General features: G+C 61.7%; 27 protein-coding genes. 13 read left to right on the top strand and 14 right to left on the bottom strand.

The annotated features are described in order from the left end of the window. Positions 1-5: 5 nt before the first annotated feature. Both AC1D3C_RS14835 and AC1D3C_RS14830 read right to left on the bottom strand, forming a co-directional pair. Positions 6-1,214, bottom strand: coding sequence for a pyridoxal phosphate-dependent aminotransferase (locus AC1D3C_RS14835; protein ID WP_477483405.1), 1,209 nt, complete (start codon positions 1,212-1,214; stop codon positions 6-8). A gap of 15 nt (positions 1,215-1,229) precedes the next feature. Further along, on the bottom strand, positions 1,230-1,871 hold the full coding sequence (locus tag AC1D3C_RS14830) for a TetR family transcriptional regulator C-terminal domain-containing protein (RefSeq protein ID WP_247031094.1): 642 nt from the start codon (positions 1,869-1,871) through the stop codon (positions 1,230-1,232). 256 nt (positions 1,872-2,127) lie between these two features. On the opposite strand from AC1D3C_RS14830, the gene AC1D3C_RS14825 reads away from it, so the two are divergent. Further along, positions 2,128-3,651 carry a methyl-accepting chemotaxis protein gene (locus AC1D3C_RS14825; protein WP_477483404.1) on the top strand — a complete coding sequence of 508 codons (1,524 nt, stop codon included), beginning with the start codon at positions 2,128-2,130 and terminating at the stop codon, positions 3,649-3,651. Here the strand turns inward: AC1D3C_RS14825 and AC1D3C_RS14820 are convergent, their stop codons facing one another. Both AC1D3C_RS14820 and AC1D3C_RS14815 read right to left on the bottom strand, forming a co-directional pair. Continuing rightward, on the bottom strand, positions 3,652-4,887 hold the full coding sequence (locus tag AC1D3C_RS14820) for an MFS transporter (RefSeq protein WP_477483403.1): 1,236 nt from the start codon (positions 4,885-4,887) through the stop codon (positions 3,652-3,654). A 4-nt stretch (positions 4,888-4,891) separates the two neighbouring features. Further along, a complete protein-coding gene (locus AC1D3C_RS14815; protein WP_477483402.1) occupies positions 4,892-6,253 on the bottom strand; it encodes an LLM class flavin-dependent oxidoreductase in 1,362 nt (453 codons plus the stop codon). Between the two features lie 94 nt (positions 6,254-6,347). Between AC1D3C_RS14815 and AC1D3C_RS14810 the strand changes: the two genes are divergently transcribed. Beyond that, complete coding sequence (locus AC1D3C_RS14810; RefSeq protein ID WP_477483401.1) at positions 6,348-6,911, top strand: helix-turn-helix domain-containing protein; 564 nt, start codon at positions 6,348-6,350, stop codon at positions 6,909-6,911. Between the two features lie 109 nt (positions 6,912-7,020). On the opposite strand, the gene cydB is transcribed toward AC1D3C_RS14810, so the two are convergent. Together cydB and AC1D3C_RS14800 are read right to left on the bottom strand one after the other, a co-directional pair. After that, positions 7,021-8,025, bottom strand: a complete 1,005-nt coding sequence (gene cydB, locus AC1D3C_RS14805; protein ID WP_477483400.1) for a cytochrome d ubiquinol oxidase subunit II — start codon at positions 8,023-8,025, stop codon at positions 7,021-7,023. After that, entirely contained in the window at positions 8,015-9,433 is a 1,419-nt protein-coding gene (locus AC1D3C_RS14800) for a cytochrome ubiquinol oxidase subunit I (protein WP_477483399.1), read from the bottom strand. Before AC1D3C_RS14800 ends, cydB begins: the two co-directional genes overlap by 11 nt. 336 nt (positions 9,434-9,769) lie before the next feature. Between AC1D3C_RS14800 and AC1D3C_RS14795 the strand changes: the two genes are divergently transcribed. The 4 genes from AC1D3C_RS14795 (at position 9,770) to AC1D3C_RS14780 (ending at position 11,369) form a co-directional block, all read left to right on the top strand. Beyond that, on the top strand, positions 9,770-10,039 hold the full coding sequence (locus tag AC1D3C_RS14795; RefSeq protein WP_436110695.1) for a hypothetical protein: 270 nt from the start codon (positions 9,770-9,772) through the stop codon (positions 10,037-10,039). Positions 10,040-10,081: 42 nt separating this feature from the next. Continuing rightward, positions 10,082-10,288: a hypothetical protein gene (locus tag AC1D3C_RS14790; RefSeq protein WP_105403040.1), complete on the top strand. Its 207-nt coding sequence runs from the start codon at positions 10,082-10,084 to the stop codon at positions 10,286-10,288. A gap of 20 nt (positions 10,289-10,308) precedes the next feature. After that, positions 10,309-10,551 (top strand): hypothetical protein, encoded by a 243-nt coding sequence (locus AC1D3C_RS14785; RefSeq protein ID WP_477483398.1) that lies wholly within the window; start codon positions 10,309-10,311, stop codon positions 10,549-10,551. A 134-nt stretch (positions 10,552-10,685) separates the two neighbouring features. After that, entirely contained in the window at positions 10,686-11,369 is a 684-nt protein-coding gene (locus AC1D3C_RS14780; protein WP_477483397.1) for a phosphoribosyltransferase, read from the top strand. A gap of 3 nt (positions 11,370-11,372) precedes the next feature. On the opposite strand, the gene AC1D3C_RS14775 is transcribed toward AC1D3C_RS14780, so the two are convergent. Continuing rightward, a complete protein-coding gene (locus tag AC1D3C_RS14775; RefSeq protein WP_477483396.1) occupies positions 11,373-12,152 on the bottom strand; it encodes an endonuclease/exonuclease/phosphatase family protein in 780 nt (259 codons plus the stop codon). Between the two features lie 65 nt (positions 12,153-12,217). On the opposite strand from AC1D3C_RS14775, the gene AC1D3C_RS14770 reads away from it, so the two are divergent. Further along, entirely contained in the window at positions 12,218-13,159 is a 942-nt protein-coding gene (locus AC1D3C_RS14770; protein WP_477483395.1) for a putative bifunctional lysylphosphatidylglycerol flippase/synthetase, read from the top strand. On the opposite strand, the gene AC1D3C_RS14765 is transcribed toward AC1D3C_RS14770, so the two are convergent. Further along, complete coding sequence (locus AC1D3C_RS14765) at positions 13,139-14,644, bottom strand: phospholipase D-like domain-containing protein (protein WP_477483394.1); 1,506 nt, start codon at positions 14,642-14,644, stop codon at positions 13,139-13,141. The genes AC1D3C_RS14770 and AC1D3C_RS14765 overlap by 21 nt on opposite strands. Positions 14,645-14,745: 101 nt before the next feature. Then, entirely contained in the window at positions 14,746-14,949 is a 204-nt protein-coding gene (locus AC1D3C_RS14760; protein WP_477483393.1) for a hypothetical protein, read from the bottom strand. A gap of 216 nt (positions 14,950-15,165) precedes the next feature. On the opposite strand from AC1D3C_RS14760, the gene AC1D3C_RS14755 reads away from it, so the two are divergent. Then, a complete protein-coding gene (locus AC1D3C_RS14755) occupies positions 15,166-15,363 on the top strand; it encodes a hypothetical protein (RefSeq protein WP_247031083.1) in 198 nt (65 codons plus the stop codon). 241 nt (positions 15,364-15,604) lie between these two features. After that, positions 15,605-16,117: a ferritin-like domain-containing protein gene (locus AC1D3C_RS14750; protein WP_477483392.1), complete on the top strand. Its 513-nt coding sequence runs from the start codon at positions 15,605-15,607 to the stop codon at positions 16,115-16,117. Positions 16,118-16,175: 58 nt separating this feature from the next. On the opposite strand, the gene AC1D3C_RS14745 is transcribed toward AC1D3C_RS14750, so the two are convergent. Beyond that, on the bottom strand, positions 16,176-16,391 hold the full coding sequence (locus AC1D3C_RS14745; protein WP_038545737.1) for a hypothetical protein: 216 nt from the start codon (positions 16,389-16,391) through the stop codon (positions 16,176-16,178). Between the two features lie 188 nt (positions 16,392-16,579). Continuing rightward, entirely contained in the window at positions 16,580-16,795 is a 216-nt protein-coding gene (locus tag AC1D3C_RS14740; protein ID WP_038545733.1) for a hypothetical protein, read from the bottom strand. Between the two features lie 137 nt (positions 16,796-16,932). Here AC1D3C_RS14740 and AC1D3C_RS14735 point away from each other — a divergent pair, with 137 nt between their 5' ends. Then, complete coding sequence (locus AC1D3C_RS14735) at positions 16,933-18,048, top strand: glycosyltransferase family 4 protein (RefSeq protein WP_477483391.1); 1,116 nt, start codon at positions 16,933-16,935, stop codon at positions 18,046-18,048. On the opposite strand, the gene AC1D3C_RS14730 is transcribed toward AC1D3C_RS14735, so the two are convergent. Then, entirely contained in the window at positions 18,045-19,469 is a 1,425-nt protein-coding gene (locus tag AC1D3C_RS14730; RefSeq protein ID WP_477483390.1) for a lipopolysaccharide biosynthesis protein, read from the bottom strand. The genes AC1D3C_RS14735 and AC1D3C_RS14730 overlap by 4 nt on opposite strands. Before the next feature lie 128 nt (positions 19,470-19,597). Here AC1D3C_RS14730 and AC1D3C_RS14725 point away from each other — a divergent pair, with 128 nt between their 5' ends. Together AC1D3C_RS14725 and AC1D3C_RS14720 are read left to right on the top strand one after the other, a co-directional pair. Continuing rightward, positions 19,598-20,791, top strand: coding sequence for a glycosyltransferase (locus AC1D3C_RS14725; RefSeq protein WP_477483389.1), 1,194 nt, complete (start codon positions 19,598-19,600; stop codon positions 20,789-20,791). 49 nt (positions 20,792-20,840) lie between these two features. After that, complete coding sequence (locus AC1D3C_RS14720; RefSeq protein WP_477483388.1) at positions 20,841-21,614, top strand: polysaccharide deacetylase family protein; 774 nt, start codon at positions 20,841-20,843, stop codon at positions 21,612-21,614. Here AC1D3C_RS14720 and AC1D3C_RS14715 read toward each other — a convergent pair. Continuing rightward, the gene (locus tag AC1D3C_RS14715; protein WP_477483387.1) at positions 21,611-22,405 is read right to left on the bottom strand and encodes a WecB/TagA/CpsF family glycosyltransferase; all 795 of its coding nucleotides are present in this window, start codon (positions 22,403-22,405) and stop codon (positions 21,611-21,613) included. The genes AC1D3C_RS14720 and AC1D3C_RS14715 overlap by 4 nt on opposite strands. Before the next feature lies 1 nt (position 22,406). After that, positions 22,407-23,714, bottom strand: a complete 1,308-nt coding sequence (locus tag AC1D3C_RS14710; RefSeq protein WP_477483386.1) for an O-antigen ligase family protein — start codon at positions 23,712-23,714, stop codon at positions 22,407-22,409. Positions 23,715-23,997: 283 nt separating this feature from the next. Here AC1D3C_RS14710 and AC1D3C_RS14705 point away from each other — a divergent pair, with 283 nt between their 5' ends. Next, on the top strand, positions 23,998-25,095 hold the full coding sequence (locus AC1D3C_RS14705; RefSeq protein ID WP_477483385.1) for a glycoside hydrolase family 5 protein: 1,098 nt from the start codon (positions 23,998-24,000) through the stop codon (positions 25,093-25,095). Position 25,096: the final 1 nt, after the last annotated feature.

The following is a 25,096-nucleotide window of genomic DNA, read 5'->3' as shown; positions in this document are numbered from 1 at the left end:
TTCGCTCACGCCATCGGGGTTGTCGCGCGGTCTTTGCCAGTGGATGCGATACGGCCCGCGAGGTCGGCGATACGGTGCATGGCGGTTGCAACCGCATCGTCCGGGACCGTCAGCGAGATGCGCAGGAAGCCTGCTGCCTGGTCGCCGAAGGAGGTGCCGGGCATGACGGCCACTTTCTCCTCTCGCAGCAGTTCCCAGGCGAATTCCTCGCCGTTGAGGCCGGTGGCGGTCACGTCGAGCAGGACAAACATGCCTCCTTCCGGCGGCATCGGCTTGACGAGATTGCTGCCGGCAAAGGCCTTTTCGACGATGGTGGCACGGCGGCGATAATTTTCCCGCATCACGTCGGCGGTGTCGAAATGCTGCGACAGCGCCATGGCGGTCATGTCGGAGATGAAGGGCTGCACGCCGAACAGCATGGTTTCGGACACCGGCAGCAGTCTTTCACAGAACTCTTCCGGGCCGGCGGCCCAGCCGCTGCGGAAGCCGGGAGCAGCATGGGATTTCGAGATCGACGAGACTGCAATGGTGCGTTCGGCCAGTGCCGGAATGTCGAAGGGCGAGGCGAAGGGCGTGCCTTCGAAGATCAACTGCTCATAGACCTCGTCCGAAACGATCCAGAGGTCATGCTTGCGGCAGACGTCGCCGATGGCGGCGATTTCCGCGGCAGTCAGCACCGCGCCGGTCGGGTTGTGCGGCGTGTTGAGGAGGAGCACGCGGGCCTCCGGCGTGATCGCCCGTTCGAGATCCTCAGCCTGCAGGTGGAATTTCTTTTCCGGACGTAGCGGCACGGGGATCATGTGCGCGCCGGTGGACTGGATGACGCCTTCATAGGTGGCATAGAGCGGATCGCCGACGAGCACGCCGTCGCCGGCTTCGACGAGACCGGTCATGACGGCATAGAGAGCGGTCTGGGTGCCGGGGAAACAGAGAAAATTGCGCTCCGTGACACCTGGCCGGCGTTTCGAATACTTTTCCACCAGCGCCTTCAGCACCGGCGGCTCGCCGCGGCCATTGGAATACCGGGTGCGGCCGGCATACATGGCGCGCGCCGCCTCATCGAGCAGGGCCTTGTCCGGCTTGACGTCCGGCTCGCCGATGGTGAGTTCGATGATGTCCTCGCCCGATGCCTGCATGCGGCGGGCGGTCAGGTGGAGTGCCCAGCGGCCGGAGCCGAGATGGGCGAGGCGGTCGGTGATCGAGGCATAACGCATCGGTGGTTCCTTTTCTTATCGTTGTTCGGCTGAAAGCTCGCCGGGCTGCAGGCGCAGCAGCGCTTCCACGGAGACCAGGGCATTTTCTGCGAGTTCGTGTTCCGCAAACGTATCGGCTGCAAGCGTTCCCTCCAGCCAGAGGCCGTCGACGAGCGCGTTGACCCCGATCGCATAGGTGCGGCATTGGGCGGGGCTCAGAGCCCGCTTCTCCTCGACGAAGAAGGCGGACAGCAAGGTTTCCAGCGCCGCAAGGAAAGAGAGATAGTTTTCGCGGTGGATGGCGGCGAAACTCTGATCGATCTGGATATGGCTGATAAATGCGGCCCAGAGCGACAGCGTGCGCGGGTCGGTGACCGGCGGCGTCACGTTGGCGACGATGAAGCGGCGCAGGCGCGAACGCGCCGTCTCGCCCTCGATCGCGGCAGCAACCGCCGCCTCGGTCATGCCGGCCATCACCTTGCGGTAGGCCGCCTGCAACATCTGGTCCTTGCTGCTGAAATAGTGCCGGATCAGCCCGCCGGTGACGCCGGCGCGCATGGCGATCTGGCGGACCGTCGCGCCCTGGATGCCGAACTCGGCGATACAATCGAGCGTCGCGGCAATCAGGTCCTCGCGCCGCTCGGCCTCGCTTGCCCTATGGTAGGTGCGGCGGTTCACGGGTCATCTCCTGAGGAACGGGCAGCCGTTCTTCGCACGGCGTCAGGGCTTATTATACGCTCGAATAATTCGCGCAAGCAAATTCCTTGAGCGTCCGCCGCATCTGCGTCGTATGGTCGGCGAAAATACGTCGCAAATTGTAACTTTCTATCAGTTTTTGGGGGTCGTTATTAAGAGATCCTACACCTTAGCCTTCACAATATGGAACCGACACACCCCATGCTGGGTGGTGACCGCGGCGGATTGGGGGATCATAATGTCGTCGGCTGAAGAAAAACGCGAACTGCAAAAGCGCCTGGATTTCATCGGTCTGGATCAGGAAGCGCGAGCGACGCTTCGTCGTCTTGCGCCGATCATCAATGCCGGTCTTTCGGCAGCTCTCGGCATGTTTTACAAGAAGATCCAGTCGACACCCGACACCGCCAAGTTCTTCGCCAGTCAGGCTCACACGGAGAGCGCCAAGAAGCGCCAGATGAGCCATTGGAACGTTGTCGGCGAGGCCAAATACGACGAGCGTTATGTGGAAAGCGTGCAGGCCGTCGGCGCCGCGCATGCCCATGCCGGTCTCGACCCGCGCTGGCATATCGGCGGCCAGGCGCTGGTCGTGGAAAGCCTCATCCACAAGGTGATGGCCGAGAACTGGCCCTCCCGTTTCGGTCGCGGCAAATCCGAAAAGCTTGCCAAGGACGTCGCGACGCTGGTCAAGGCGGCGATGCTCGACCTGGACTATTCGATCTCCGCCTATCTGGAGATACAGGCAGAACAGCGCCGCCGCGCCGAGGAGGCGAAGCTCGCCGCCGATGAGGAGCAGGAAGTTGCGCTCGAGGCTCTGGACGACGTGCTGAAGGGACTTGCCGCGGGCGATCTGGAGAGCCGGCTTTCCACCGCTCTTCCTGAAAACTTCGTCAAGATGGCGGAAGGCTATAACGGCAGTGCCGAGAGGCTGCGCGGCACATTGGCGACCGTGCGCCATGCCGGCGAGGAAATCCTCGTCAGCACCAACGGTATCTCCCAGGCCTCGAAGGATCTTGCCCGGCGGACGGAGGAACAGGCCCAGGGCCTGGAGGAGAGTTCCGCGACACTGCACCAGCTCACCCACAGCGTTTCCGGCACCGCCGAAGGCGCCAGTAAGGCGGCCGGGGCAGTCGACGTGGCGCTTTCGGAAGCACGCGCTTCGGGACCGGTCGTCAAGCAGGCCGTCGCTGCCATGGGCGAGATCGAGCGCTCGTCCGACGAGATTTCCAAGATCATCGGCGTCATCGACGAGATCGCTTTCCAGACCAATCTTCTGGCGCTCAACGCGGGCGTCGAGGCGGCACGTGCCGGCGAAGCCGGTCGCGGTTTCGCGGTCGTGGCACAGGAAGTGCGGGCGCTGGCGCAGCGTTGCGCCGATGCCGCCAAGGAGATCAAGGATCTGATCTCCGACAGTTCCCGCCAGGTGCAGGCGGGTGTCGACCTCGTCAACAATGCCGGTGCGGCGCTCAGCCAGATCACCACGCGCATCGACGACATCAACACGATCGTCAGGACGATCGCGACCGAGGCGGCGCATCAGTCGATCGGCCTGCATGAGGTCAACGGGGCTCTGAGCCGGATGGATTCGCTCACCCAGGAAAATTCGGCCATGGTGCTGGAGACGTCCAAGCAGACATCGGACCTGCGCGACGCGGTCGAGCGGCTGGTCACGGCACTGCGCGGCTTCAAGACCCGCAGCGCGGAACGGCTCGCCCGCGACCGCCAGAAGCGGGACGAGATGCCCGGCCGTCGCCTCGTCGCCTGATCAGCGCCTACCGCCGGCCAGCCGGACGGCCTCCGGCCTGCTTCGCAGGACCAGCATCGAGGCGGCACCGAAGATTGGCCCGACCGCCAGCAATACAAATGTCCAACGCCAGCCGCCGAGAATTGCGGCCAGATGCGGCATCAGCCAGATCATGAAAATGGTCAGCGCGAACCCCATGCCCATCTRCAGCGATAGTGCCGTGCCAATGTAATTGCGGTCTGCAAGCTCGGTGACGGCGGCGGAGAACTGCGCCGAATCTCCGATGATCGAAATGCCCCAGACGATCACCACCAGCGCCAGCAGCCAGAAGGGGCCGTTGAAGACGAAGCCGATGGTCAGCGCGCAGGCACCGGAGACGATCATGAGGCCGGCGGTGGTGGCGGTGCGGCCGAAACGGTCCGAGAGCACGCCGCCGGCGAAACAGCCGAGGACGCCTGAGGCGACCGCGATGAAGGTGAGCAGTGAGGCTTCGCTGCTGATGCCGGTGCCGCCCTTGTCGAGTGCTGCGGTCAGGTAGGCGAGCAGCCAGGCCCACATGGCATAGAGTTCCCACATGTGGCCGAGATAACCGCCATTGACGAGCAGCAGGTTGCGGTCCTTCAGCACCCGGCCGATCTGGCGCGGATCGAACAGCGCCTTTCCGAACGGATAGGGGCCTTCACGGGTGAAGAGGAGGAGAACGACGGCACCGGCCAGCGTCGCACCGCTCGATGAGAGGACGACATTGTGCCAGTCAACGGCGGATGACATACCGCGGAAGAGATGCGGCAGCGACGAGCCGGCGGTGATCGCGCCGATGACGCCGGCAAGCGCCAGGCCACGTCCGGAAATGAACCAGGTGGAGACGAGTTTCAGCGCCGGCGGATAGACGCCGGCAAGCGCGAAGCCGGTGACCATGCGGCAAAGGACGGCGCCGGCCGGGCCTGGTTCCAGAGCCAAGGCGGCATTGGATAGCGCGGCAAGCAGGGCGGAGGCCGCCATCAGCCGGTTCATGCGGATGAGATCCGGCAGGTTGAAGAGGCTTGCGGCCAGAGCGCCGATCACGAAGCCGATCTGCACGCCGTTGGTAAGCCAGGCAGCGGCATTTTCCGACAGCGACCAGGCACGTTTCAGCTCCGGCGCGATCGCGTTGGCGGAAAACCAGCAGGAGAAGGAGAGCACGACGGCGAGGCACAGCAGCGCCAGCATCGACCAGCGGCCTTCGGCTGGCGTTTCCAGGGTCGTCGCGGTGCTCATCGGTTTATCCCATGGTGCGATATCTGGCGGCGATATGCCGGCTCGGCAGGCGCGGCGTCCCGAACAGCTTTTCACGGAACGCGCCTTCGCGATAGCCGGTCTTGTAGAGGCCGCGTTCCTGCAGGATCGGAATCACCAGTTCGATGATATCGTCAAAACATTCCGGAACGACGGTACTCGACAGGTTGAAACCGTCGACGCCGGCCCGGTCCATCCAGGCGACGAGGTTGTCGGCGATCTGTTCTGCGGAACCCACCATCGGTGCCTGGCGGCTGCCGAGCACCATTTGTTCGAGCAGCTTGCGCTTGGTCCATTGCGGCCCGGCGGTGCGGGTCATCGCCTCGACATTCGAGACGATCGCAGAACTCTTGCCGGTCTCGATAGGTTCGTCGAGATCGTATTTTGCAAAGTCGATGCCGAGCGAGCCGGCCGCATGTACGAGCGCGCCTTCGGAACTCGCATAGGCGCGATAGTCCTCGAACTTTTCGCGCGCTTCCTTTTCGGTGCGGGCGGTAACGATCGTGGCGCCGACAAAAACTTTAATGTCCTCCGCGCTGCGGCCGTATTCGACGGCGCGGGCCCTGATGTCGTCGACGATGCCCTTGACGCCTTCAGTCTTCTGGCCGTTGACGAAGACGCACTCGGCATGGGTGGCGGCGAACTGCCGGCCGCGGGTCGAGGAGCCTGCCTGGTAGAGAACCGGGGTGCGCTGCGGCGAGGGCTCGCAGAGATGGATCGCCTCGATGCCGTATTGCTTGCCGCGGTGGTGGACCTTGTGGACCTTGGCTGGGTCGGCATAGACATGGTTTGCCCGGTCGAAGACGACGGCGTCGTCTTCCCAGCTCGCCTCCCACAGCCGGTACATGATCTCCATGTATTCGTCGGCGAGGTCGTAGCGGTCGTCATGGGCTGCCATCCCATCGAGGCCGATCGCCTTTGCGGCGCTGTCGAGGTAACCGGTGACGATGTTCCAGCCGATCCGGCCGCCCGTCAGGTGATCGAGCGTCGACATGCGGCGCGCGAAGACGAACGGCGGTTCGTGGGTCAGGTTGGCGGTAACGCCAAATGAGAGATGTTCGGTGACGGCGGCCATGGCCGGCACCAGCAGCAGCGGATCGTTGACCGGCACCTGTACCGCACCCCTCAGCGCCGCCGCATTGCTGCCGCCGAAGACGTCGTTGACGCCGAGAACGTCGGCGAGGAATATGCCGTCGAACAGGCCCGCTTCCAGCCTTTTCGCATAGTCCGTCCAGTATCGCAGCTGCGTATAGCGATGCGACTGGTCCCGCGGATGCGCCCAGAGCCCCTGCTGGATGTGGCCGACGCAGTTCATGTCGAAGGCGTTGAAACGGATTTCGCGCGTCACGATCTTCCCCTTGAATTCCTCATTGCGGACAAGGCACGTCTCTTATACGATGCTATCGTCCACTATAGAAGACGATTGTTGAAAGGCAAGCCGCTTGCAACAGGCTGAAAATGATCCGGTCCAGGCGATTGCCATGCGGCTGAAGATCGAGCGGGAGGCGCGGGGCTGGTCGCTCGCCGAGCTTGCCGAACGCTCGGGCGTGTCCAAGGCGATGATCAGCAAGATCGAGCGTAGCGAGGCGAGCCCGACGGCGACCGTGCTCGGCCGGCTCTCTGGCGCCTTCGGCCTGCCGCTTTCGGTTCTGCTGGCGCTTGCCGAGCGGGCGCAGGAGCGCGTCGCGCTGCAGGCGGAACAGCCGGCCTGGACCGATCCGGAAACGGGTTACACCCGCCGCGCGGTCTCTCCGGCGAATTCCCCGTTGGAGCTTCTGGATGTATCGCTGCCATCAGGCGTGCGCGTGCCTTATCCGGCATCCGCCTTCGCCTTCCAGCACCAGCAGATCTGGGTACTTTCGGGCCGGCTCGATTTCCAGGAGGGGACGGTGATGCATCATCTCACCGAAGGTGATTGCCTTCTGCTCGGCCCGCCTGCCGATTGCGTCTTCTTCAATCCGGGCAAGGAACCGGCACGTTATGTGGTGGCGCTGACCCGGCGTTAGGCGCCGAGCCAGAATTTGATGATCAGGCCGACAGTGCCGACCGTTACCACTCCGGCCACCCAGAGGCCGACGAACCAGGCGAGTCGCCTGAAGGTTTCGCCGCCGGCCATCAGTGATAACCCTCTTCCGGATCGACCTTGCCGCGGAAGACCCAATAGGCATAGCTCGTATAGGCAAGGATCAGCGGCACCAGGAYCAGCGCGCCGACCAGCAGGAAGCCGAGGCTCTCGTCGGGCGCCGCGGCGTCCCAGATCGTCACGGATGTCGGCACGATATAGGGATAGAAGCTGATGCCGATGCCTGCGTAGCCAAGTATGAAAAGCCCGAGCGCGGCAAGGAAAGGCCGGCCGTCGCGGTTGTTTTTCAGGCCCGTGAGCAGAAGCCAGAAACAGCCGAGGACAAGCAGCGGCACGATGATGCTGAAGATCGCCGTCGGCCAGGAGAACCAGCGTTTCAGATAGAGCGGTTCGAGAAAGGGCGTCCAGAGGCTGAAGATCGCCATGGTGGCGAGCGTCGCGAGGGCGGCGATATAGGAGAGGTTGCGGGCCTTGTCGCGAAGGTCGCCCGTCGTTTTCATCACCAGCCAGGTCGAGCCGAGCAGTGCGTAGCCGATCACGACTGCAAGGCCGGTGGCGATCGAAAACGGGGTCAGCCAGTCCCACCAGCCGCCGGAGTAGGCGCGGTTTGCAACCGGAATGCCCTGCACTAGCGCGCCAAGCGCGATCCCTTGAGCCAACGCCGCCATGAACGAGCCGCCGGCAAAGGCCCAGTTCCAGAGATATTGCGCCCGGCCGGTGCGCCAGCGGTATTCGAAGGCGACGCCTCGAAAGATCAGCCCGATCAGCATGGCGATAATAGGTGCGTAGAGTGCCGGCAGGATCGTCGCATAGGCGAGCGGAAAAACCGCCATCAGCCCGCCGCCGCCGAGGACAAGCCAGGTCTCGTTGCCGTCCCAGACCGGTGCGACGCTGTTCATCATCACGTCGCGATGGCGCTTTTCGGGAAACAGCGGGAAGAGAATGCCGACGCCGAGGTCAAACCCGTCGAGGATGACATAGGCAAGCACGGCAAAGGCGATGATGGCCGCCCAGATGAAAGGAAGGTCAATGGCCATGACGGGCTCCTGCCTGAAGTGCCGGGGTTTGCGGGCCGGGATTGATGCCGGCGGTTCGGATCGGGCCTTCGCCGAGGTCGCCGCTCGGATCGCGCGGCAGGCGGGACATCAGCCGCAGGATGTAGAAGGTGCCGGCGCCGAAGACGAGGAAATAGACGATGACGAAGGCGATCAGCGAGGAGCCCACGGCGGCTGCCGCGATCGGCGAGACGGAATTTGCGGTCAACAGGTGGCCGTAGACGGTATAGGGCTGGCGGCCGACCTCGGTTGTCACCCAGCCGGCGAGCACGGCGACGAAACCGGCCGGCCCCATGACCATCGCAGCACGGTGCAGCCACTCGGTCGTGTAGAGGCTGCCCTTCCATCGACAGTACAGGCTCCAGAGGCCGAGGCCTAGCATCGCGAACCCGAGGCCCACCATGATGCGGAAGGACCAGAACACGACCGGCACCGGCGGCTGCAATTCGCGCGGTACCGTGTCGAGGCCCTTGAGCGGCGCATCGAGGCTGTGTTTCAGGATCAGGCTTGAAAGCTTCGGGATCTCGATTGCGTAGTCGATCCGTTGTTCGGCGTGGTTCGGCAGGCCGAAGAGGATAAGCGGCGCGCCCTCCGGATGGCTCTGGTAATGGCCTTCCATCGCCATGACCTTGACCGGTTGGTGTTCCAGCGTGTTGAGGCCGTGCTGATCGCCGGCAAAGATCTGGATCGGGGCGACAATCGTCAGCATCCACATCGCCATCGAGAACATCGTGCCGGCGCGCAAGGGGGCGGTGCGCCGCAGAAGATGCAGGCCGCCGACCGCGCCGACCACAAGGGCGGTCGTCAGATAGGCGGCAAGCACCATGTGGACGAGGCGATAGGGGAAGGATGGGTTGAAGATGACTGCCCACCAGTCGGCGGGGATGAACTGGCCCTTGTCGTTCATCGCAAAACCCTGCGGAGTCTGCATCCAGGAGTTGGCGGAAAGGATCCAGGTCGCGGAGATCAAGGTGCCGACCGCGACCATCAAGGTGGCGAAGAAATGCAGGCCGGGGCCGACGCGATTGCGGCCGAACAGCATGATGCCGAGGAAGCCTGCCTCCAGGAAAAATGCCGAGAGCACTTCGTAGCCCATCAGCGGGCCGATGATCGGGCCGACCTTGTCGGAGAACACGCTCCAGTTCGTGCCGAACTGATAGGACATGACGATACCGGAGACGACGCCCATGCCGAAGGCGAGCGCAAAAATCGTCTTCCAGAAGTCGAACAGCTCCAGATAGACGACCTGTTTCTTCCACAGCCAAAGACCTTCCAGCACCGCGAGATAACTCGCCAGCCCGATCGAAAACGCGGGAAAAATGATGTGGAACGAGACCGTGAAGGCGAACTGCATGCGCGCCAGCAGCGTCGCGTCGAAGGTCTCGAACATGGCGTCATCCCTTTTCTGGCGGGGGCCGGAAGCCCATCCATCTCATCGGATGACAATCGGCGGGGGGCGTCAAGAGATCAATGCGCATCAATGCCGCGCGCCCGGATGCCGCGGCCCTGCGTTGAACCGCCGCAGTGAACGAAAAGGCGCTTCCCGGTGAGGGGAAGCGCCAAGTTGGGGAGGGTACTTATGACAATGTCGGCCGCGTGGAGGTCATGCGTCCGACCCGCGGTGAACCCATGATCATGAGTTTTGTTCCCCCTTCGCTTGTTTTGGCGCGGAACCTTCGGTGGCGGTCCCGGTTCGACAAGCAGGTATGGAAAGGAGAAACGCACCATGAGCAAAGCCGTAGAAACCACCGATCACAAGGAAATCCGGCAATGGATCGAGGAACGCGGCGGCCATCCGGCTCGGGTGAAGGGTGCCCGGGAAGGCGGCATTCTGCGCGTCGATTTCGGGAAGCCGGAAGAATCCCTGGAGGAAATCGCATGGGACGACTTCTTCTCGATCTTCGATGAGAACAAGCTCGTCTTCCTTTTCCAGGAAGAAACGGAAGCCGGCAAAACCAGCCGCTTTAACAAATTCGTGTCCAGCACGAAACACTGAGGCCGCGGCCAGACCGCGGTCCCTGAGCCAAGGAGGATGATCATGTCCACTTCCAAGCACTTCAAGACCCGCAAGCCGAGCGACGCCGATCTCAAGGAGGATCCAGGCATAGGCCAGTCGAAAGGGTTGAACCGCTTCACCGGCGCCGACGAGATCGCCGGCGACAATACCGAGGAAGGTGATGTCGGCAACGACACGACCCGTTTCGGCGGCGTCGATCCCAACCAACGCGGCCGCTCGAACAAATGACCTCTCAAGGAGGATAGACCATGCAAGGCAACAAAACCCACCAGCAACAGCGCAACGTCATCGAAAAACGGGAAAATACCGCCAATGCGCCCAAGGATTTCGATCCCGGCCCTGACCTGCGACGCAGCGAAGCGGCCAAGGAGGCATTCCGTCGCGGCGATAACCTGGACATGCGCACCGCGGAAGTTTCGCTCCATGACGACCCATCGATCATCCGCGGCCGCAACCAGGAAAGCGAACACCACAAAGGCAAGCGCTCCTGACTCTTTTGGAGAGCACGGAACCCAAACCCCATCCTCGCGGTTGTCGGACGCCTGCCCGGTGATATGTTACGGTCGGGCTGGCAGAAGAACCAAGTGCGGTGGCAGATGTCACCGCACCATCCTGGGAGGATGACATGTTCGGTCTAAGCCCAACCTTTGTCGATCGAGAGGATGCCGGAAGGCAATTGGCGGAAGCCATGCAGGCGACGCTGCCGCCCGATCCGATCCTGATGGCGCTGCCGCGTGGCGGCGTGCCCGTGGCCTTCGAAGTCGCCCAGCGGCTCGGCCTGCCGCTCGATCTCCTTATCGTCCGCAAGATCGGCGCGCCCGGTCATCCCGAATATGGCATCGGCGCTGTCGTCGATGGGCGGGAGCCGCACGTGATCGTCGACGAGGACGCCGCCCGCCGGTTCCACGTGCCGCCAGGCTATCTTGCGGCCGAGCGCGAACATCAGCTCGCAGAAATCGAGCGCCGACATCGGATGTATTTCGGCGAGGACGAGCCGAGCGAGCATGATCACACGGGACGCGACGTCATTCTTGTCGATGACGGGATTGCGAACGGAGTTTCGATCCGCGCCGGCATCCATGCGCTGAAGGACATGGGTGTCGCGTCGATCCGGATCGCAGTGCCGGTCGCGCCACGTCAATTGCTGGAATCCTTGCAGGAAGAGGTGGACGACATCGTATGCCTGTCGGCTCCGGACCGCCTGGAAGCGGTCAGCCTGCACTACGGCGACTTCAGGGAGACGACCGACCAGGACGTGGTGCGCCTTCTGAAGGAGGCTCACCGGCTCAACCGCACCCTGAGCCATTGAGGATCAGAGCTCGACAGTGACCAGAAGCGGCAGATGATCGGAGGCCCGGCGGGAAAGCGGGGTCGACACGACCTGCGTGGCGATGGGCGTAACTTCGCTGGAGACGAAGACGTGGTCTATCCTCAGGAGCGGCAGACGCGATGGGAAAGTGGGCTTGGGCCTTTCCCCGCTCACAAGCGGCGCGTCCGCCATCTGGCGGGCGACGGCCTTGTAGGTCGCGGTCACGGGAGTGGCGTTGAAATCGCCGATCAGGATCTTCGGCTTGCCTTGGTAATCCGGCGCGCCCATCCAAACCGGGCCTAGAATTTCGCCGATCTGGCGCATCCTGTCGCCGCCCAGCAGGCCGAGATGGGTGTTGAAGACCTGCAGCTTGTGTTCTGCGACGTCTATTTCAACCCAGACCGCGCCGCGCTGCTCGCCATGCGAGGGCAGGCCGGCCCCCTTGACCATTCTTGCCGGCAGGGCTGTCAGGATCGCATCGCCATAACGCTCTTCGGCGACGTTGAGCGCGGCATGGAAATGGAATTGCATCTGTAGAAGAGACGCAATCGCGTGCGCCTGGTCTATCCCGCCGGTGCGGCTGCGGCCGACATCCAATTCCTGCAATCCGATGATATCGGGTTCCAAGGCCGCGATGACCTCAGCCACCCGGGCGGGGTCGAGCCGGCGATCGGTACCGATGCAGCTATGCACATTATAGCTCAGGATTTTCAGGCGATGCCTTGTCTTCAAAGGCGGGGCCGGGGCGCGGCCGGCCTCGGCTGGCAATATCTGATCCGTCATGGCGCTGGGAACACCTCGGGCCCGGTTTCGTTCCCATTGTTATACAGCCGTTTACGAGAGGGACCATGATCGCCAGACGCCATCTGCTCAAGTTTTTGATCGGCGTTGCGATCTGCCTGGCCGCCTTCCTCGTCTATCGCAGCCTCGGCCGCTACACGGTCGACGAGATCGAGGATTCGGTCCGGTCGATCGCCGGTTTGCGGCTGGCGACTGCCTTCTTTTTCGTCATCCTTTCCTATCTTTGCCTCGGCGGGTTCGATGCGCTTGCCGTGCGGTATGCGGGCAAGCCGCTTCTCTTGCGCCAGACCTCGCTCGCGTCTTTCACGGCACTGTCGATCGGTCACAATGTCGGGCTTTCCGCGCTCAGCAGCGGCGCCGTGCGCTACCGGTTCTACACGCGCTGGGGACTGACCGGCGAAGATATCGCCAAGGTCATCGTGTTCTGCGGGGTGACCGTCGGCCTCGGTCTTGGAACGCTCGCCGGACTGGCGTTGCTGCTCCAGCCCGGTGACACGGTGGACTTGCTGGGCCTCGACCGCACGGCACGGCTGGCGGTTGGTCTTCTCTGCCTGGCCGGGCCTGTCGCCTATCTCATCATCTGCGCCTTCGTGCGCCGTCCGCTTGTCGTGCGCAACTGGCGTTTCGAACCGCCGGCGATACAGCTTGCGCTCGGCCAGATCGCCATCGGCACGCTGAACTTCGCCTGCGTCACGGCGTCCATCCAGCAGCTTCTGGCGAGCTTTACCGATGCCGGTTACCTGGGTGTGGCCAGCGCCTACGTCACCGCCAACCTAGCCGCGCTGCTCAGCCATGTGCCAGGCGGGCTCGGCGTGCTGGAGGCGACCATGCTCGGGATCCTGCCGACATCCGCTTCGATCGGTGCACTGATTGCCTTCCGCGTGCTTTATTTTTTCGTACCGCTCACGGTCGGCGTGCCGACGCTGCTCGTCACCGAGGCCTACTATCGTCATCGGGGCGGCAGGTTCCTAGAGCAGACGGTAATGTGACAGGCGGGCGAAAAGCCGCCGGAAACCGGCCTTGATTTCCGGTATCGGCCAGAAGGGCTGTTTCGGATCGATGATCCCTGTGCCGACCAGAGATTCCGTTTCGCCTTTGTCCGTATCGACGTCGTAGCTCCGCAAGCCACGCGGCTTGACGTTCAGCCGATCGACGGCCGCCAGCATGGAGCCGGTTTCCACGATGATCCGCGTTACTTCCGCCGGTTGGGCGTCGAGGTGTTCGGCGATCAGCTCGTTGCGCAGTGCTGCGATCGCCTGTCGGCCCGCCGGTTGAGAGGTTTCGATCGCAAGGTCCGCCTCCGTGTCCAGGCCTTCCGAGCGATTGTTGAGATTGGAAGAGCCGACGCGCACGAACCGGTCGTCGACGATGATCAGTTTCGAGTGAACGATGATCTCCTGCTCCCTGCCGTCGCCGTCGGAAACCACGGCATAGAAAACCCGCAGCCGTCCATAACGATCCGCGCGCTTCAGGCGGCGGATCAGCCGGTTGCGGTTGTGGCCCATCATCAGCTTTTCCAAGAAGCCGTGGGATTCGCGCGTAACGATCACGAGGATTTCGGGGCCGTCTGCTTTCCTCAACTGTCTGGCAAGCGTCCGCGCCACGCCGAAGGAGGCGAGATACTGGGTTTCGATATAGAGGTGGCTTTTGGCTGCCTTCAGCGCGTCGTGGGTTAGCCGGATCGCCTCGCGGTGGCCGCGGCGGCCCTTCCATTTCCAGGCTTCAGTCAGCGCCAGACCGGTGTTGCAGTCGGTCAACGCCGGCTCCAGGTCTGCTGGCCAGGGAGGCGCGCTGTGCGTATCAAGTGGCGCAAGCGTTTCTCGGGTCGCCTTCTTCCACCGGCGGCGGGCGACATCGCCGATCAGCTTTGCCGTATCGCCGGTCACGATCGCCTGCATGTCGTGGACAGGGCCATAGGCGGCTCCGTCCGGAGCCCGGCGAAGCGGGTTGACTATTGCGTGGCTGCGGTCGTCCCAGCGACGGGCGGTCAGGTCGATGCCGCCGAGGAAGGCTGTCCCGTCGTCGATCACGACGATTTTCTGGTGATGGCTGGCGCGCAGCGGATGATCGAAGTCGAAATGTAGGAAAATGCGCGGATGATCGTTCCAGCCCATCCTGCCAAACACCTTCAGGCTCTTGCCGGAGTAGACCGGGCCCATGCCCCAGACCAGGATGCGGACTTCAAGCGAAGGTTTTTCCTCGACCATCCTGTGCAGCAGCGCGCCGAGGGTCTCTCCGTCCGGACCGCGGGGACGAAGGAGAATATCGGGATTGAAATCCCAGCCGATGATGAAGACCGAACGTTCCGCCTGCCTCAGCACCTGATCCAGTCGGCGGTAATAATCGTCGGCATCGATCAGAAAGGCGAGTTTTTTTGCCCTCGCGCTGCGCCACGCGTTGCGGCCCGGTCGGATGATTGGGTCGAACGCGAATGACGTTTTTAGGGTCGGGAGTGATTGCGTCGTTGCGTCCACCTGCGCCACCTCGTCATAGGATGACAGATGAACGCGCGGATTTTATCCTTTGTTCCAAGGTTGAGTTCATGTGCCGACCCGGATGGATGCAAGGTGAGGCGTTATTCGAGAACGGTCTGCTGAGCTGGATTGGGGGCAACGAAACCGTTGTTGCTGTCTCCCAATACCTCCATCGCGACGATGAGCCCGAGGAGGATGAGAATTGCGGCGATCAGCAGTTTCCAAAGCCCGCCCGCCAGGTGTCTCTGGCTGTTCTCGCTCTGCATTTCTCTATGGTCTGAATGCGTATGGCTATGGATGTTCATGGTCGATCTGCCGGCGCTTACGGCGCCGGTACCTCTTCAACTGAAAGCCAGGCTGCTGGGCGGCATATAAACTGGCGGATTGGGGTTTTCATCCGGATTGGGCAGCGGCGTCTCGTCCGGCAGCCGGTCCGGTTCCGGTTCGCCGATCGGGGGTTCCGGTTTCCAACAGGGGCCGGCATAGGCGGCCGTTCGCTGGGTTCGCGAGGATCGGGTATCATGGAAAACTCCCTGTTACTCATTCCACAACCACCCGGCATGGCGATTGTTCCTCGCGAATTGCCCTACCGGTTGGTGGAGCCGGTGCTCGTCGGATCCGTGCCGGGAGCCGGTGCTGGTGCCGGCTTCTGCGCGGTGTCGTTGGTCGCCGGAGGTGTCGGCGCCTGCGCCGTATTATCCGACGTGCCGGTGAAATAATAGCCGACAGCCATCAAGAGGAGCACTATAATAATGCCTCCGATGATCGAATTTGCCCTCGTCTCGCGTGACATGATCTTGCCTCTGTGCTGGTGAAGTTATCGCCGGACAATTCGCAGATGGGAGCAAATGTTCCAACGCATTGAGGCGAAGAGGAACTTCGGATGCTTTCAGGGGTTGAATCTTGCCATCTTGCCATTCATCCGCGTTCTGGTGGCAACCGATTTGCGAGGAGAAGCGAATGACCCATGCCCGAGACAACTTCCTCGCCTGGCTGCGTGCGGCGCATGCCATGGAGGAGCAGGCAATCATCACGCTCTCCGCTCAATCCAGGCGGATCGAAAGCTATCCGGACCTCAAGGCAAGGATTGTCCAGCATCTGCACGAGACGGAGAAGCACGCCCAGGCGCTGAAGGCGCTTCTGGATCAATTTTCCGGAACCGGCAGCGCATTGGTACTCAAGGACATGGCGGCCAAGCTGGCGGCCAAAGCACAGGGCGTCGGCGGCATGTTGACCAGTGACGAGGTGGTCAAGGGAGCGATGGCAAGTTACGCCTTCGAACACATGGAGATCGCCAGCTACAAGGTTCTGATTGCAGCGGCCGACGAACTCGATGAAATGGAAGCAAAGACCGTCTTCGAACGCATTCTGGGCGAAGAGATCGCAATGGCGAACTGGCTGGAAGCCAATCTCGATGCCATCACCCGCGTATTCCTGATGCGGGACGAGCGGGACCTGATGGCCAAGAGATAGCATGAAGCGCTGAAGGGGGAATAGGGCCAGCCGCGGCGGTTGCGGCTGGCACGAAATATCAGGTTCTTATGGGTGCATCCGGGTCCAGATAGACCTGCAGATCTCGTGGATCGCGCACACCCTGTTGATAAAGCTGAATCATCTGCGCTGCGAGATTGTTTGCGGCAAGGCTGCCGCCGACAAGTCCGCGCTCTGCACAGATTTTGTCGAACAAGCGTTGAAGGAATGCCAATTCCGTCGGTTCGAAAGTATTGGTCAGGATTGCTGCGTTCATATTTTCAGCCTCCCAAAAGGTGGCGAAAGCGTTTCCTGTCTTCCAGTCGCCAGCGCGCTATTTCTCCTATGCCGGTGATAGCTAAAGACTACTACTTCTCTTCCACTTTGCAAGGGCGGAAAGCCGAATGGCGCCCTCTGCTGAGGCTCAAGATCCTTTCTCAAGCAGTCATGAATGTAGGCGCTTCTTCAGTCGCTGAGATGATTCGCCTCGTGATCGTGAAACTGCTCGGTCTGTACCATTTTGCTGTCCAGTCCGCGTTCCCTCGAATGCTGCGCCTTGTCGCGGTTTGACAGCACTTTGTTTTCAGGAAGAGTCCTCTTGTCGATGTCCGTCATGGCGCCGTTGCCGCTGCTTTTTCCCTGCGTTCCTGCGCCCATCCGTTTCGAACTGGCTTTGGCCATGGGATCTGCCTCCTGTTTCTGTTTTGCTCATCAGGCAAAACCGCGCAGGAGAGTTTTTGATCCGCGAAAAATCGGATAGGAGGAATGTGAATGATCTCTCTTCACAGATTTTAAGATTTCAGCCCTAGGTTCCGGTCATGAGGCACGAATTCAGCTCCGCTTTTCCAGAAGCTGCCGATACGCTAAATCCTTCGGGGATGCGGATCCTCCAACTCGTCACCCATGACAAGATGGGTGGCGTGCGGACACTTGTGCAAATGGTCGAAACCGGATTGCATGCCCGCGGTTTCGACGTGCAGACCCTGCCTCTCGATACCGGTCATGGGACGGTCGCCACGCTTCGCAATCTTGCGCACCTCGGATGGTCCATCCTCTCCCGAAAGTACGACGCGATATTCACCTATCAGGCGGCAGCCTCCGTCTTCGGCGGATTCCTCGGCTTTCTCGGCCGTGTGCCTGTGCGCGCTGCCCATCATACCGCAGCGCCCGAGGGTATTCGCCGGCATTGGAAAGCGCTCGACTGGCTGTTCGGCTCGACGGGAATCTTTACCCATTTCGTATCCAATTCCGTATCGACCAGCGCTTCGTTCGGCAAATGGCCTGCGGTCTACCGGCGGCGGTTCATTCTGATCCCGCACGGTGTCGATCCCATTCCGCCAGCGCGTGCAGCGGTCGACTGGCGACAGCGCCTTTCCATTCCGCCGGACGCATTCGTGCTGGTCGCGACTGGGAGGCTGGTGGATCAGAAAGATCATGGCGTATTGGTGGAGGCGCTCCGGCTGCTGCCGGGAATGTACCTGATCATCGCCGGCGATGGCCCCAACCGCGTGGCGCTTGAAGACAAGGCGCGCGCCCTCGATGTGGCTGAGCGTGTCCATCTGGTGGGCTCCATCGATCGGGATGAGCTCGGTGACATCCTGGGAGCCGGCAATATCTATGTGTTTCCCTCGATCTGGGAGACTTTCGGCCTTGCAGGGGTCGAGGCTTCGATGGCTGGTTTACCCGTTGTTGCGTCCGATCTCCCGGTTCTGCGCGAGGTGCTTTGCATCGGCAACGGTCATGAAAACGCATCCATGACGCGGTTCCATCCGCCCTGCGATGCGATCGGTCTTGCCGATGCGGTCAAAGACCTCGCTGCGAATTATCCGGACGCGCAGCTTCGCGGCGATTTCGCGCGATTGCATCGCGAGCATCACAGCCGGGAGCTGATGCTGGAGCGGTATACGAATTTCCTGCGCTCCGAGGCCGGCTAGCCCCGTCGCGGATAAAAACGCTGAAGCAGCGAACGGGCATCGAACAGGTTCCAGCGCAGGGCGATATAGGCGCTGGCGATGCCGATCAGCACGAAGTTGACGGCGCTTGCAGCCGGCTCCCCCGCCACGAGCTGGACACCCTTACCGACGGCCACCAGAGCTATGCCCAGCGCCAGCAGCAGGCTGCCCCGCGGCAGGTCGAGAGGCATGCGCAGGTTTCCGGACGCGTAGATCAGGCAGATCAACAGCGCCGCCGCCTGCCCGAGCGTGAAGGCAATGGCGGCGCCCATTGCGGCATAGGAAGGGATCAGCAGGTAGCTCAGCGTACCGGTGACGGCCAGCATCGCGACCGAAGCGACCAGTTCCAGGTTCGTTGTCCCGCTGAAATAAATCACCTGGCCGAAATAGTGGGATCGCATGACGAGAAGCGCATTTGCGACGAGCAGGATCGGCATGATTTGCGTGACAATCGGCAGATAACTTGGAGCCAGCAGGACCGCAAAGACGACGTCGCCGAGCAGGATGAAGGATACCGTGCCGAAAATGACGATATAGCACTGGGTAATGAAGGCGCGCTTGAGGGTATGGCGCGCGTCCGAACCCTTTCCCTCGGTGTGAAGGTTCTTGGCGCTTGAAATATATCCCGCGCTGATCGCCTCGGCCAGGACCAGGAAGGTCTGCTTCATGAGGTCGAGCACGGTCCCATAAGGCGCGACGGTGCTGGTATTATAGAGGCCTGCCAGGAGCAGCCGGTCGACATTCATGGCGGCTGCGGAGGCGCCGAAGGCTATGGCAAGCGGCCATCCGTAGCGCCACATCCTGCGCACGTCGCTGCTTCGCGGCCAGACGAAGCCGGACGCCCATATTGTGCGGCTGAAATGCCGGAAAACCGGCACGGAGCCCAGCGCATAACCCAGCCCTACGCCCGCCAGCAGCGCGCCGGGCGTGTCGAATTCGAGCACGGCGATAAAACCGAATAGCAGAGAGAAGACGCTGCGGGCGATGGTCGCGATAGCAACAAGCCGGGCAAGAAGGTGGGCGCGGCTGATTTCGACTGCGACAAAATACAAGGTGAAGCAAACCACCAGCAAGCTGCTGCTGGCCGCGACATCGGCATGCAGTGTCCCAAACAGGTAGAAGAGGTATATGGCGCCGACCGCCGGCAACATCACGACCCCTGAAACCAGCAGCAGCGCACCGGCGAGCCGATCGGCTTCCCTCGCGTCGTATCGTCCGAAATGCGCGAATACGATCCACTGGACGCCGAGGCTGTAGACCATCATGCAGATCGAAAATCCGATAATGTACTGGCCGTAAACGTCGGCGCTGGTCATGCGCGTGAAGATGGAAACCGACACGAGATTGATTATGGCCGAGGTCGCCCGCGAGGCTAAATACACCGAGGCATGTCTATCGCTCAATTTCGTCGCCCAATAATATGCATTTGGTCAGAATTAACCGCTAACCCTCTAGGGTAGGCCGGATCGTTGCCGGGAGTGATGCAGATCCTTCCTTAGCAGGAACAAACGCAATAATCATAGGGCATGTGATGATTATGAATAGCTCTCGGATTGTTGATCCGATCGCAGCCCGGATCTGTTTTCTCGTTCGTGGTTTCGATGGCGGCGGTGCTCAGCGTGACGCCATCCTGCTGGCGAACGAATTGCAGGCTCAGGGATTTCCGAGCGCAATCGTCACGCTTCAGAGTTCGGGTCCCTTGCGGGATCTGATTCGCCCTGACGTGCCCGTCATCGATCTCGGCAATGGCCGCAAATTGCGCCTTGCCTTCGCGCCGGCTGCATTGAGACGGTTGTTGGTCACGGGGCGCCCCAGGGCGCTGGTGTCTTCCGAGGCGGCGGCGAATGTTCTGGTGATCCTTGCCTCCCGAGGGCTTGCGAAGGAAACGCGGCCGTCGATCGTCTTGCGGGAGGTGGCGAGCCCCCTGCAGGCACGAACAGGTGATCCCTACTGGCAGAACCGGCTGGCCTACAGGCTGATCCGGTTGGCCTATCCGCGCGCCGATCTCGTGCTGACGCTGACGGCGGGTGCGCGAAACGATCTCATCGACCGTTTTGGAGTGCCGGCGGCGAAGGTCGCCAATCTTGGAACCAATGCCGTTCTGACACCGCAGATGCGGCAGCGGATCGAACAACTTGGCCGCTCACCGGAGCCCGGCCTCATCGTTTCGGTCGGCAGGCTCTCTCCGGAAAAAGGATACGCGACGCTGATCGAGGCCTTCGCGCAGCTCAGGCGGACGCGGGCCGCGCGGTTGACGATCATCGGAGAAGGTGATGAGCGCGGCAATCTCGAAGCTCTGATCGAAGCCAGGAACCTGTCGGCGGATGTCAGCCTGCCAGGACACAATCCGGACCCGTTGTCAGTCGTATCGCAGGCTTCGATTTTCGTATCGTCCTCCTCGCACGAGGGACTGGGGAACGCACTGATCGAGGCTCTGGCCTGCGGCGTGCCCGTCGTCGCGACGGATGCGCCTTACGGTCCGCGCGAGATACTGCAAGGCGGCAGGCTTGGGCAGTTGGTGCCGGTCGGTGACGCGACCGCACTTGCACAGGCCATGGCGATGACGCTCGAACAGCCGCCGGAAAGCGCGGTTCTCCAGGCCCGCGCCGCGGAGTTCAGCGTCGAGAAATCGGCCGAAAGGTTCATCCATCTTCTTCAGGCAGCAGGGATCGCGGGAAGTGCCATTTCTGCGGTGCCTGAGGTTGAGACAACCGTAAGTATTTGAGGTTATGTTTTCAGGCTCTGGGAGATCCGATTGCAATGGATGGGGGTAGATGAAAAAGCCGAAACTCTGGGAAATGTCCGGTTCGGAGATACTGGCAGGCGTATCCCGCAAGATCGGGCGGCACGTCTATTTTCGCCCGCACCTGTTGAAACTGGATGCACCCGTCGTTGCTTTCACCTTCGACGACTTTCCTGTCTCAGTTTTCGAGAATGCCGCGCCTGCTCTTGAGGATGCGGGCATGCTCGGCACTTTCTATCTTGCAAGCGGGCTGATGCAGCGCGTCGAGAACGGCCAGCTGATCGTTGATCAGGAGATGGTCGCGACACTTTCGGACAGGGGACACGAGATCGGCGGCCACACGCATGGCCATATCAACGTCCAGAAAACGCCCCGGCGGGACCTGATGGCCGATGTCAGGCGGAATGACGAAGAGATCGCCCGGATCGTCGGCTCAGCAAGGCCCGTTTCCTTTGCCTATCCTTTCGGGATGATTTCGGTTCCGTCCAAGCTGGCGCTGATGCGTCACTACCCGGGCCTGCGGGGCATCAAGGTCGGCACCAATTCCGGCCTCATCGACCTTGCCCATCTGAAAGCGCAGGAACTCTATGACTGCAGCAACGATTCCGAGTCGATCGACAGGATGCTGGACGACGTCGAGCGGCGCTGCGGCTGGCTGATCTTCTATACCCACGACGTGCGTGAAGACCCGACGAATATCGGCTGTTCGCCGGCTTTCTTCTCGCAAGTGGTCGACAAGGTGCGCCGGCGCGGCATCAAGGTCGAGACCGTGATCGATACGCTGAAGCGGATTGGGGTCGCCTAACGGGTCTTATCCGTGTCCGGGCGGTCGCTCGTCAGATCCTTGTAGACGGCCCAGCAGAACGCCCAGGACGTGACGAAATATCGTCGTGCCAGGCGGCGCGGTTCGGTCGCCACGCGCCAGAGGAATTCCAGCCCAGCTTTCCGCAGGAAGACCGGAGCACGCGATTTGACGCCGGCATAGAAGTCGAGCCCGGCGCCAAAACCGAAGCCGTAGCAATCGGGAAGATCGGCGCGGTGCCTGTCCATCCAGATCTCGGACTTCGGGGCACCGATGCCGAAGAAGATATGGGTCACCCGGTTTTTCCGGAGCTTGGACACCAATTCCCGGCCAAACACCTCGTTCCGCTCGAAGGCCGGCGGTGCCGTGACGATGACGTGTTCGGAAAAGCCGAGCGCGCGCAGTTTTTCATCCAGGATAGCAGCGGTGGTTTCGCTCGAGCATAAAAGCAGGGGCCGGTGTATGCCCGGCTTCAGGCGCTCGATGATCTCGGGAAACAGATCGGCGCCGGTGATACGGCCGGGGACGTCGAGCCCACGCAGCCGCGCATAGAGGAAGACGGGAGCTCCGTCGACAGTTGTCAGCCAGGCCTTGTCGTAGGCGGCCTTGAAGGCGGCATTCCTGTTCAGTTGCACGATGTGATCGAGGTTGGCGGTCACCAGCAGCCGCAGGCCTTCTCCGGCAGGAACCGGTTCAGTGACGATGGCATCGACGATCCTGCCGGCGTCCCAGGTGGAGAACTCGATGCCGAAGACTGAGGTTCGCCGTTGTTTTGCAGGTGCTTGCTCAGACATTTCAGGCGTACGCTGGTCCATAGGCGGGCTCGGCCTTCCTGGAGGCTATGATGCGGTAGCGGGCCTGGTAGCCAAGACCGAACATGGCGACCATCATGGTGAACCAGATCGGTCCCGAGCGAGCGAGGAAGATGCTTTCGAGGCAGGCCAGGAAGATCGAGAAAAGCCAGATCCTCAGAAAAAGCCTGGTGAGCGGCGTGAAATTTTTCGCGGCGTCGATTGCCGCCAGATTTTTAAGGGGAGTAGCCAAGACCCATATCACCATCAATATCAATCCCGGTATGCCGGCGTTCATGGCAGCATCGACATAGGCATTGTGGGCATCCACCGCGCGCACGGCCCAGTTCAAGGTGCGCATATCGCTGTTGACGAGGCTCTCCGCCCCCCAGAAAGAGCCGAAGCCATAACCGGTGATCGGATGCTGTGCAATAGCATCGAGCGCCAGCCGCCAGATATCGGCGCGTGCCGTATAGGTGGTGTCGATACCCGTTGCCGCGACGATCTCCCGCAGCGGCGCGATGGTGGACACGCCGACGGTGGCCAGGTTGAGCAGGCCGACCCCGCCGAAGACGACGGGAATGCGGATCCAGCGCCAGCGCTCGAAGAAAATACTGAGGAGGAAGATGCCCGGCAGCATCGCGGTCGAAGTCTTGGCACCGGTCTTCAGCAGGAACAGGCAGCTTGCCACGATCAGGAGCAGCCCGATGATCCGAGACCAGGCCGACATCAGGTAGATGCCGACGAAGCAGGAGAGCGCCATGACGACGCCCGTTTCGTTCTTCTGGACGTAAATTCCCTTCCAGCGCCCCGCATGCTGGGGTTCGAGAAAATCGGTCAGCTGATGGATGGCGAGGCTCGGGAGAAACAGCACTCCGAAATAACAAAGGCCGACGATCAGGATCACGCCGCCGCCGGCCAGCCTTGCAAACTGGTTTTCGCCCTTCGGCAACATCAGAAATGCGCTGGCGCTGATGCAGACAGTCAGCGCGATCAGAACCCGCCTCACGGCCCCGAGAGGATCCACGGAAAGTGCCGCCGTCAGAAACAGCCACCCGAATACCAACGCAAGCAGCAGGCGGGGCTGGAAGATGACGCTCCGCACCCTCGGGGTCATCGCATAGACAACCACGATCAGGAACAGCATATAGGCGAGCAGCTGGCTCCAGAGAGCAGGCTTCGCGAGGGCAGGATTAAGGCTGGTGTCGACGAAAGGCGTCAGGGTGATCCAGTAGAAGCACCCGACACAGCAAAACAGTAACGCTGCGCCAAAATTTCCAGAAGACGCAACTTCGTCCGTGTCTCTCGCCATCCACCCGCCGCCGCGTTCTCTTCGCGCGCGAATCGTAACAGAAACCGCCGAATCTCGCCAGCATCCATATCCCGGCAACGGCTGCTGCGAGGTTCGTCGAGAGCGATTGGGCGCCTGGTTTGGAAGGGCCGCGACGCGAAAGTGCGGCCGTGTGATATTCCGGGCGTTCATCATAACCGGATAAACTTCCGCCCGGTTGCTTGACCTTACCTGCGTCGAACCGGACTTTGCCCGTCATGAAGCAATCCGACGGCGCTCTTTTACAGACGACTGGAGATCTTGAATGCTGAGGATGGTGGCGCGGCTTGCCGGATCTCTGATGCTGATGGCGCTCGGGATTGCCGGTGCCCAGGCGCAGAATTTCGTGCTGAAACCATTTTCGGACGCCCGCGCGCCCGAAATCGCCGGGCTGACCGCGGCCGATCAAGGCAAGGCGCTGGGGCGAGGGGTCAATTTCGGGGGAACGCTGGAGGCGCCGAGTGAGGGCGCCTGGGGAGGGCGGCTTTCCACGGAGCTGTTCGCGGCAGTCAGGGAGGGTGGGTTCCAGACCATTCGGCTGCCAGTCCGTTTCAGCAGCCATACGGCCGTCTCGGAGCCCTACAAGCTCGACGAGCCTTTCATGAAGCGCGTCGACTTTGCGATCAACAACGCACTGTCCCGGGGCCTCAACATCATCATCGACTTCCACCATTATCATGAGATGGATGGCGATCCCCTGGAGGCGGAGGAGGTCGCGATCGGTGTTGAGAAGAGCCGCGAGCGCTTCCTGTCGATCTGGGAGCAGCTTGCACGGCGATATCAGAGCCTGCCCAACGACAAGGTGCTGTTTGAGATCTACAACGAACCGCACGGCAAGACGGAGGAGGTCTGGAACGATTTGCTCGCCCAGGCGCTTGCGGTGATCCGCAGGACAAATCCTTACCGCTTCCTGATTGTCGATCCGGCAGAGTGGAGCACTGCCTGGGGGCTAAATAAGCTCGCAATCCCAGCCGACGACCGCCGCCTGATCGTCACCATACACAACTACGCACCGTTCAAGTTCACGATGCAGGGCGCCAGCTGGATCGAGGGATCCAGGCCCTGGCTCGGAACGGCCTGCTGCGAAAAGGCGCAGATCGAGGAGATCAGGAGGCCGCTCGATATGGCGGTCGAATGGGGGAAAAAGAACGATCGGCCGATCTTCGTGGGGGAATTCGGCTCCAATTCGCTCGCCTATTATCCTGACCGGGTGACCTACACGCGGATCATGCGGGAAGAGATCGAGAGACGCGGCATGAGCTGGGCCTATTGGGATTTCGCGTCCCACGAATTCGGCCCCTGGGATCCGACCAGCAAATCATGGCTGCCGGAATTGCACGAGGCGCTGGTTCCGAAGAAGTAGA

Source organism: Neorhizobium sp. P1_A6, assembly GCF_056406795.1.
This window is presented reverse-complemented; position numbering and strand designations above follow the sequence as displayed.

Excerpts from the sequence above, each read along its gene's own strand:
- AC1D3C_RS14835 (WP_477483405.1), bottom strand. The coding sequence starts at position 1,214 with ATGCGTTATGCCTCGATCACCGACCGCCTCGCCCATCTCGGCTCCGGC.
- AC1D3C_RS14825 (WP_477483404.1), top strand. The coding sequence starts at position 2,128 with ATGTCGTCGGCTGAAGAAAAACGCGAACTGCAAAAGCGCCTGGATTTC.
- AC1D3C_RS14800 (WP_477483399.1), bottom strand. The coding sequence starts at position 9,433 with ATGTTCGAGACCTTCGACGCGACGCTGCTGGCGCGCATGCAGTTCGCC.
- AC1D3C_RS14795 (WP_436110695.1), top strand. The coding sequence starts at position 9,770 with ATGAGCAAAGCCGTAGAAACCACCGATCACAAGGAAATCCGGCAATGG.
- AC1D3C_RS14790 (WP_105403040.1), top strand. The coding sequence starts at position 10,082 with ATGTCCACTTCCAAGCACTTCAAGACCCGCAAGCCGAGCGACGCCGAT.
- AC1D3C_RS14785 (WP_477483398.1), top strand. The coding sequence starts at position 10,309 with ATGCAAGGCAACAAAACCCACCAGCAACAGCGCAACGTCATCGAAAAA.
- AC1D3C_RS14780 (WP_477483397.1), top strand. The coding sequence starts at position 10,686 with ATGTTCGGTCTAAGCCCAACCTTTGTCGATCGAGAGGATGCCGGAAGG.
- AC1D3C_RS14775 (WP_477483396.1), bottom strand. The coding sequence starts at position 12,152 with ATGACGGATCAGATATTGCCAGCCGAGGCCGGCCGCGCCCCGGCCCCG.
- AC1D3C_RS14770 (WP_477483395.1), top strand. The coding sequence starts at position 12,218 with ATGATCGCCAGACGCCATCTGCTCAAGTTTTTGATCGGCGTTGCGATC.
- AC1D3C_RS14760 (WP_477483393.1), bottom strand. The coding sequence starts at position 14,949 with ATGAACATCCATAGCCATACGCATTCAGACCATAGAGAAATGCAGAGC.
- AC1D3C_RS14755 (WP_247031083.1), top strand. The coding sequence starts at position 15,166 with ATGGAAAACTCCCTGTTACTCATTCCACAACCACCCGGCATGGCGATT.
- AC1D3C_RS14750 (WP_477483392.1), top strand. The coding sequence starts at position 15,605 with ATGACCCATGCCCGAGACAACTTCCTCGCCTGGCTGCGTGCGGCGCAT.
- AC1D3C_RS14745 (WP_038545737.1), bottom strand. The coding sequence starts at position 16,391 with ATGAACGCAGCAATCCTGACCAATACTTTCGAACCGACGGAATTGGCA.
- AC1D3C_RS14740 (WP_038545733.1), bottom strand. The coding sequence starts at position 16,795 with ATGGCCAAAGCCAGTTCGAAACGGATGGGCGCAGGAACGCAGGGAAAA.
- AC1D3C_RS14735 (WP_477483391.1), top strand. The coding sequence starts at position 16,933 with ATGAGGCACGAATTCAGCTCCGCTTTTCCAGAAGCTGCCGATACGCTA.
- AC1D3C_RS14725 (WP_477483389.1), top strand. The coding sequence starts at position 19,598 with ATGATTATGAATAGCTCTCGGATTGTTGATCCGATCGCAGCCCGGATC.
- AC1D3C_RS14720 (WP_477483388.1), top strand. The coding sequence starts at position 20,841 with ATGAAAAAGCCGAAACTCTGGGAAATGTCCGGTTCGGAGATACTGGCA.
- AC1D3C_RS14715 (WP_477483387.1), bottom strand. The coding sequence starts at position 22,405 with ATGTCTGAGCAAGCACCTGCAAAACAACGGCGAACCTCAGTCTTCGGC.
- AC1D3C_RS14710 (WP_477483386.1), bottom strand. The coding sequence starts at position 23,714 with ATGGCGAGAGACACGGACGAAGTTGCGTCTTCTGGAAATTTTGGCGCA.
- AC1D3C_RS14705 (WP_477483385.1), top strand. The coding sequence starts at position 23,998 with ATGCTGAGGATGGTGGCGCGGCTTGCCGGATCTCTGATGCTGATGGCG.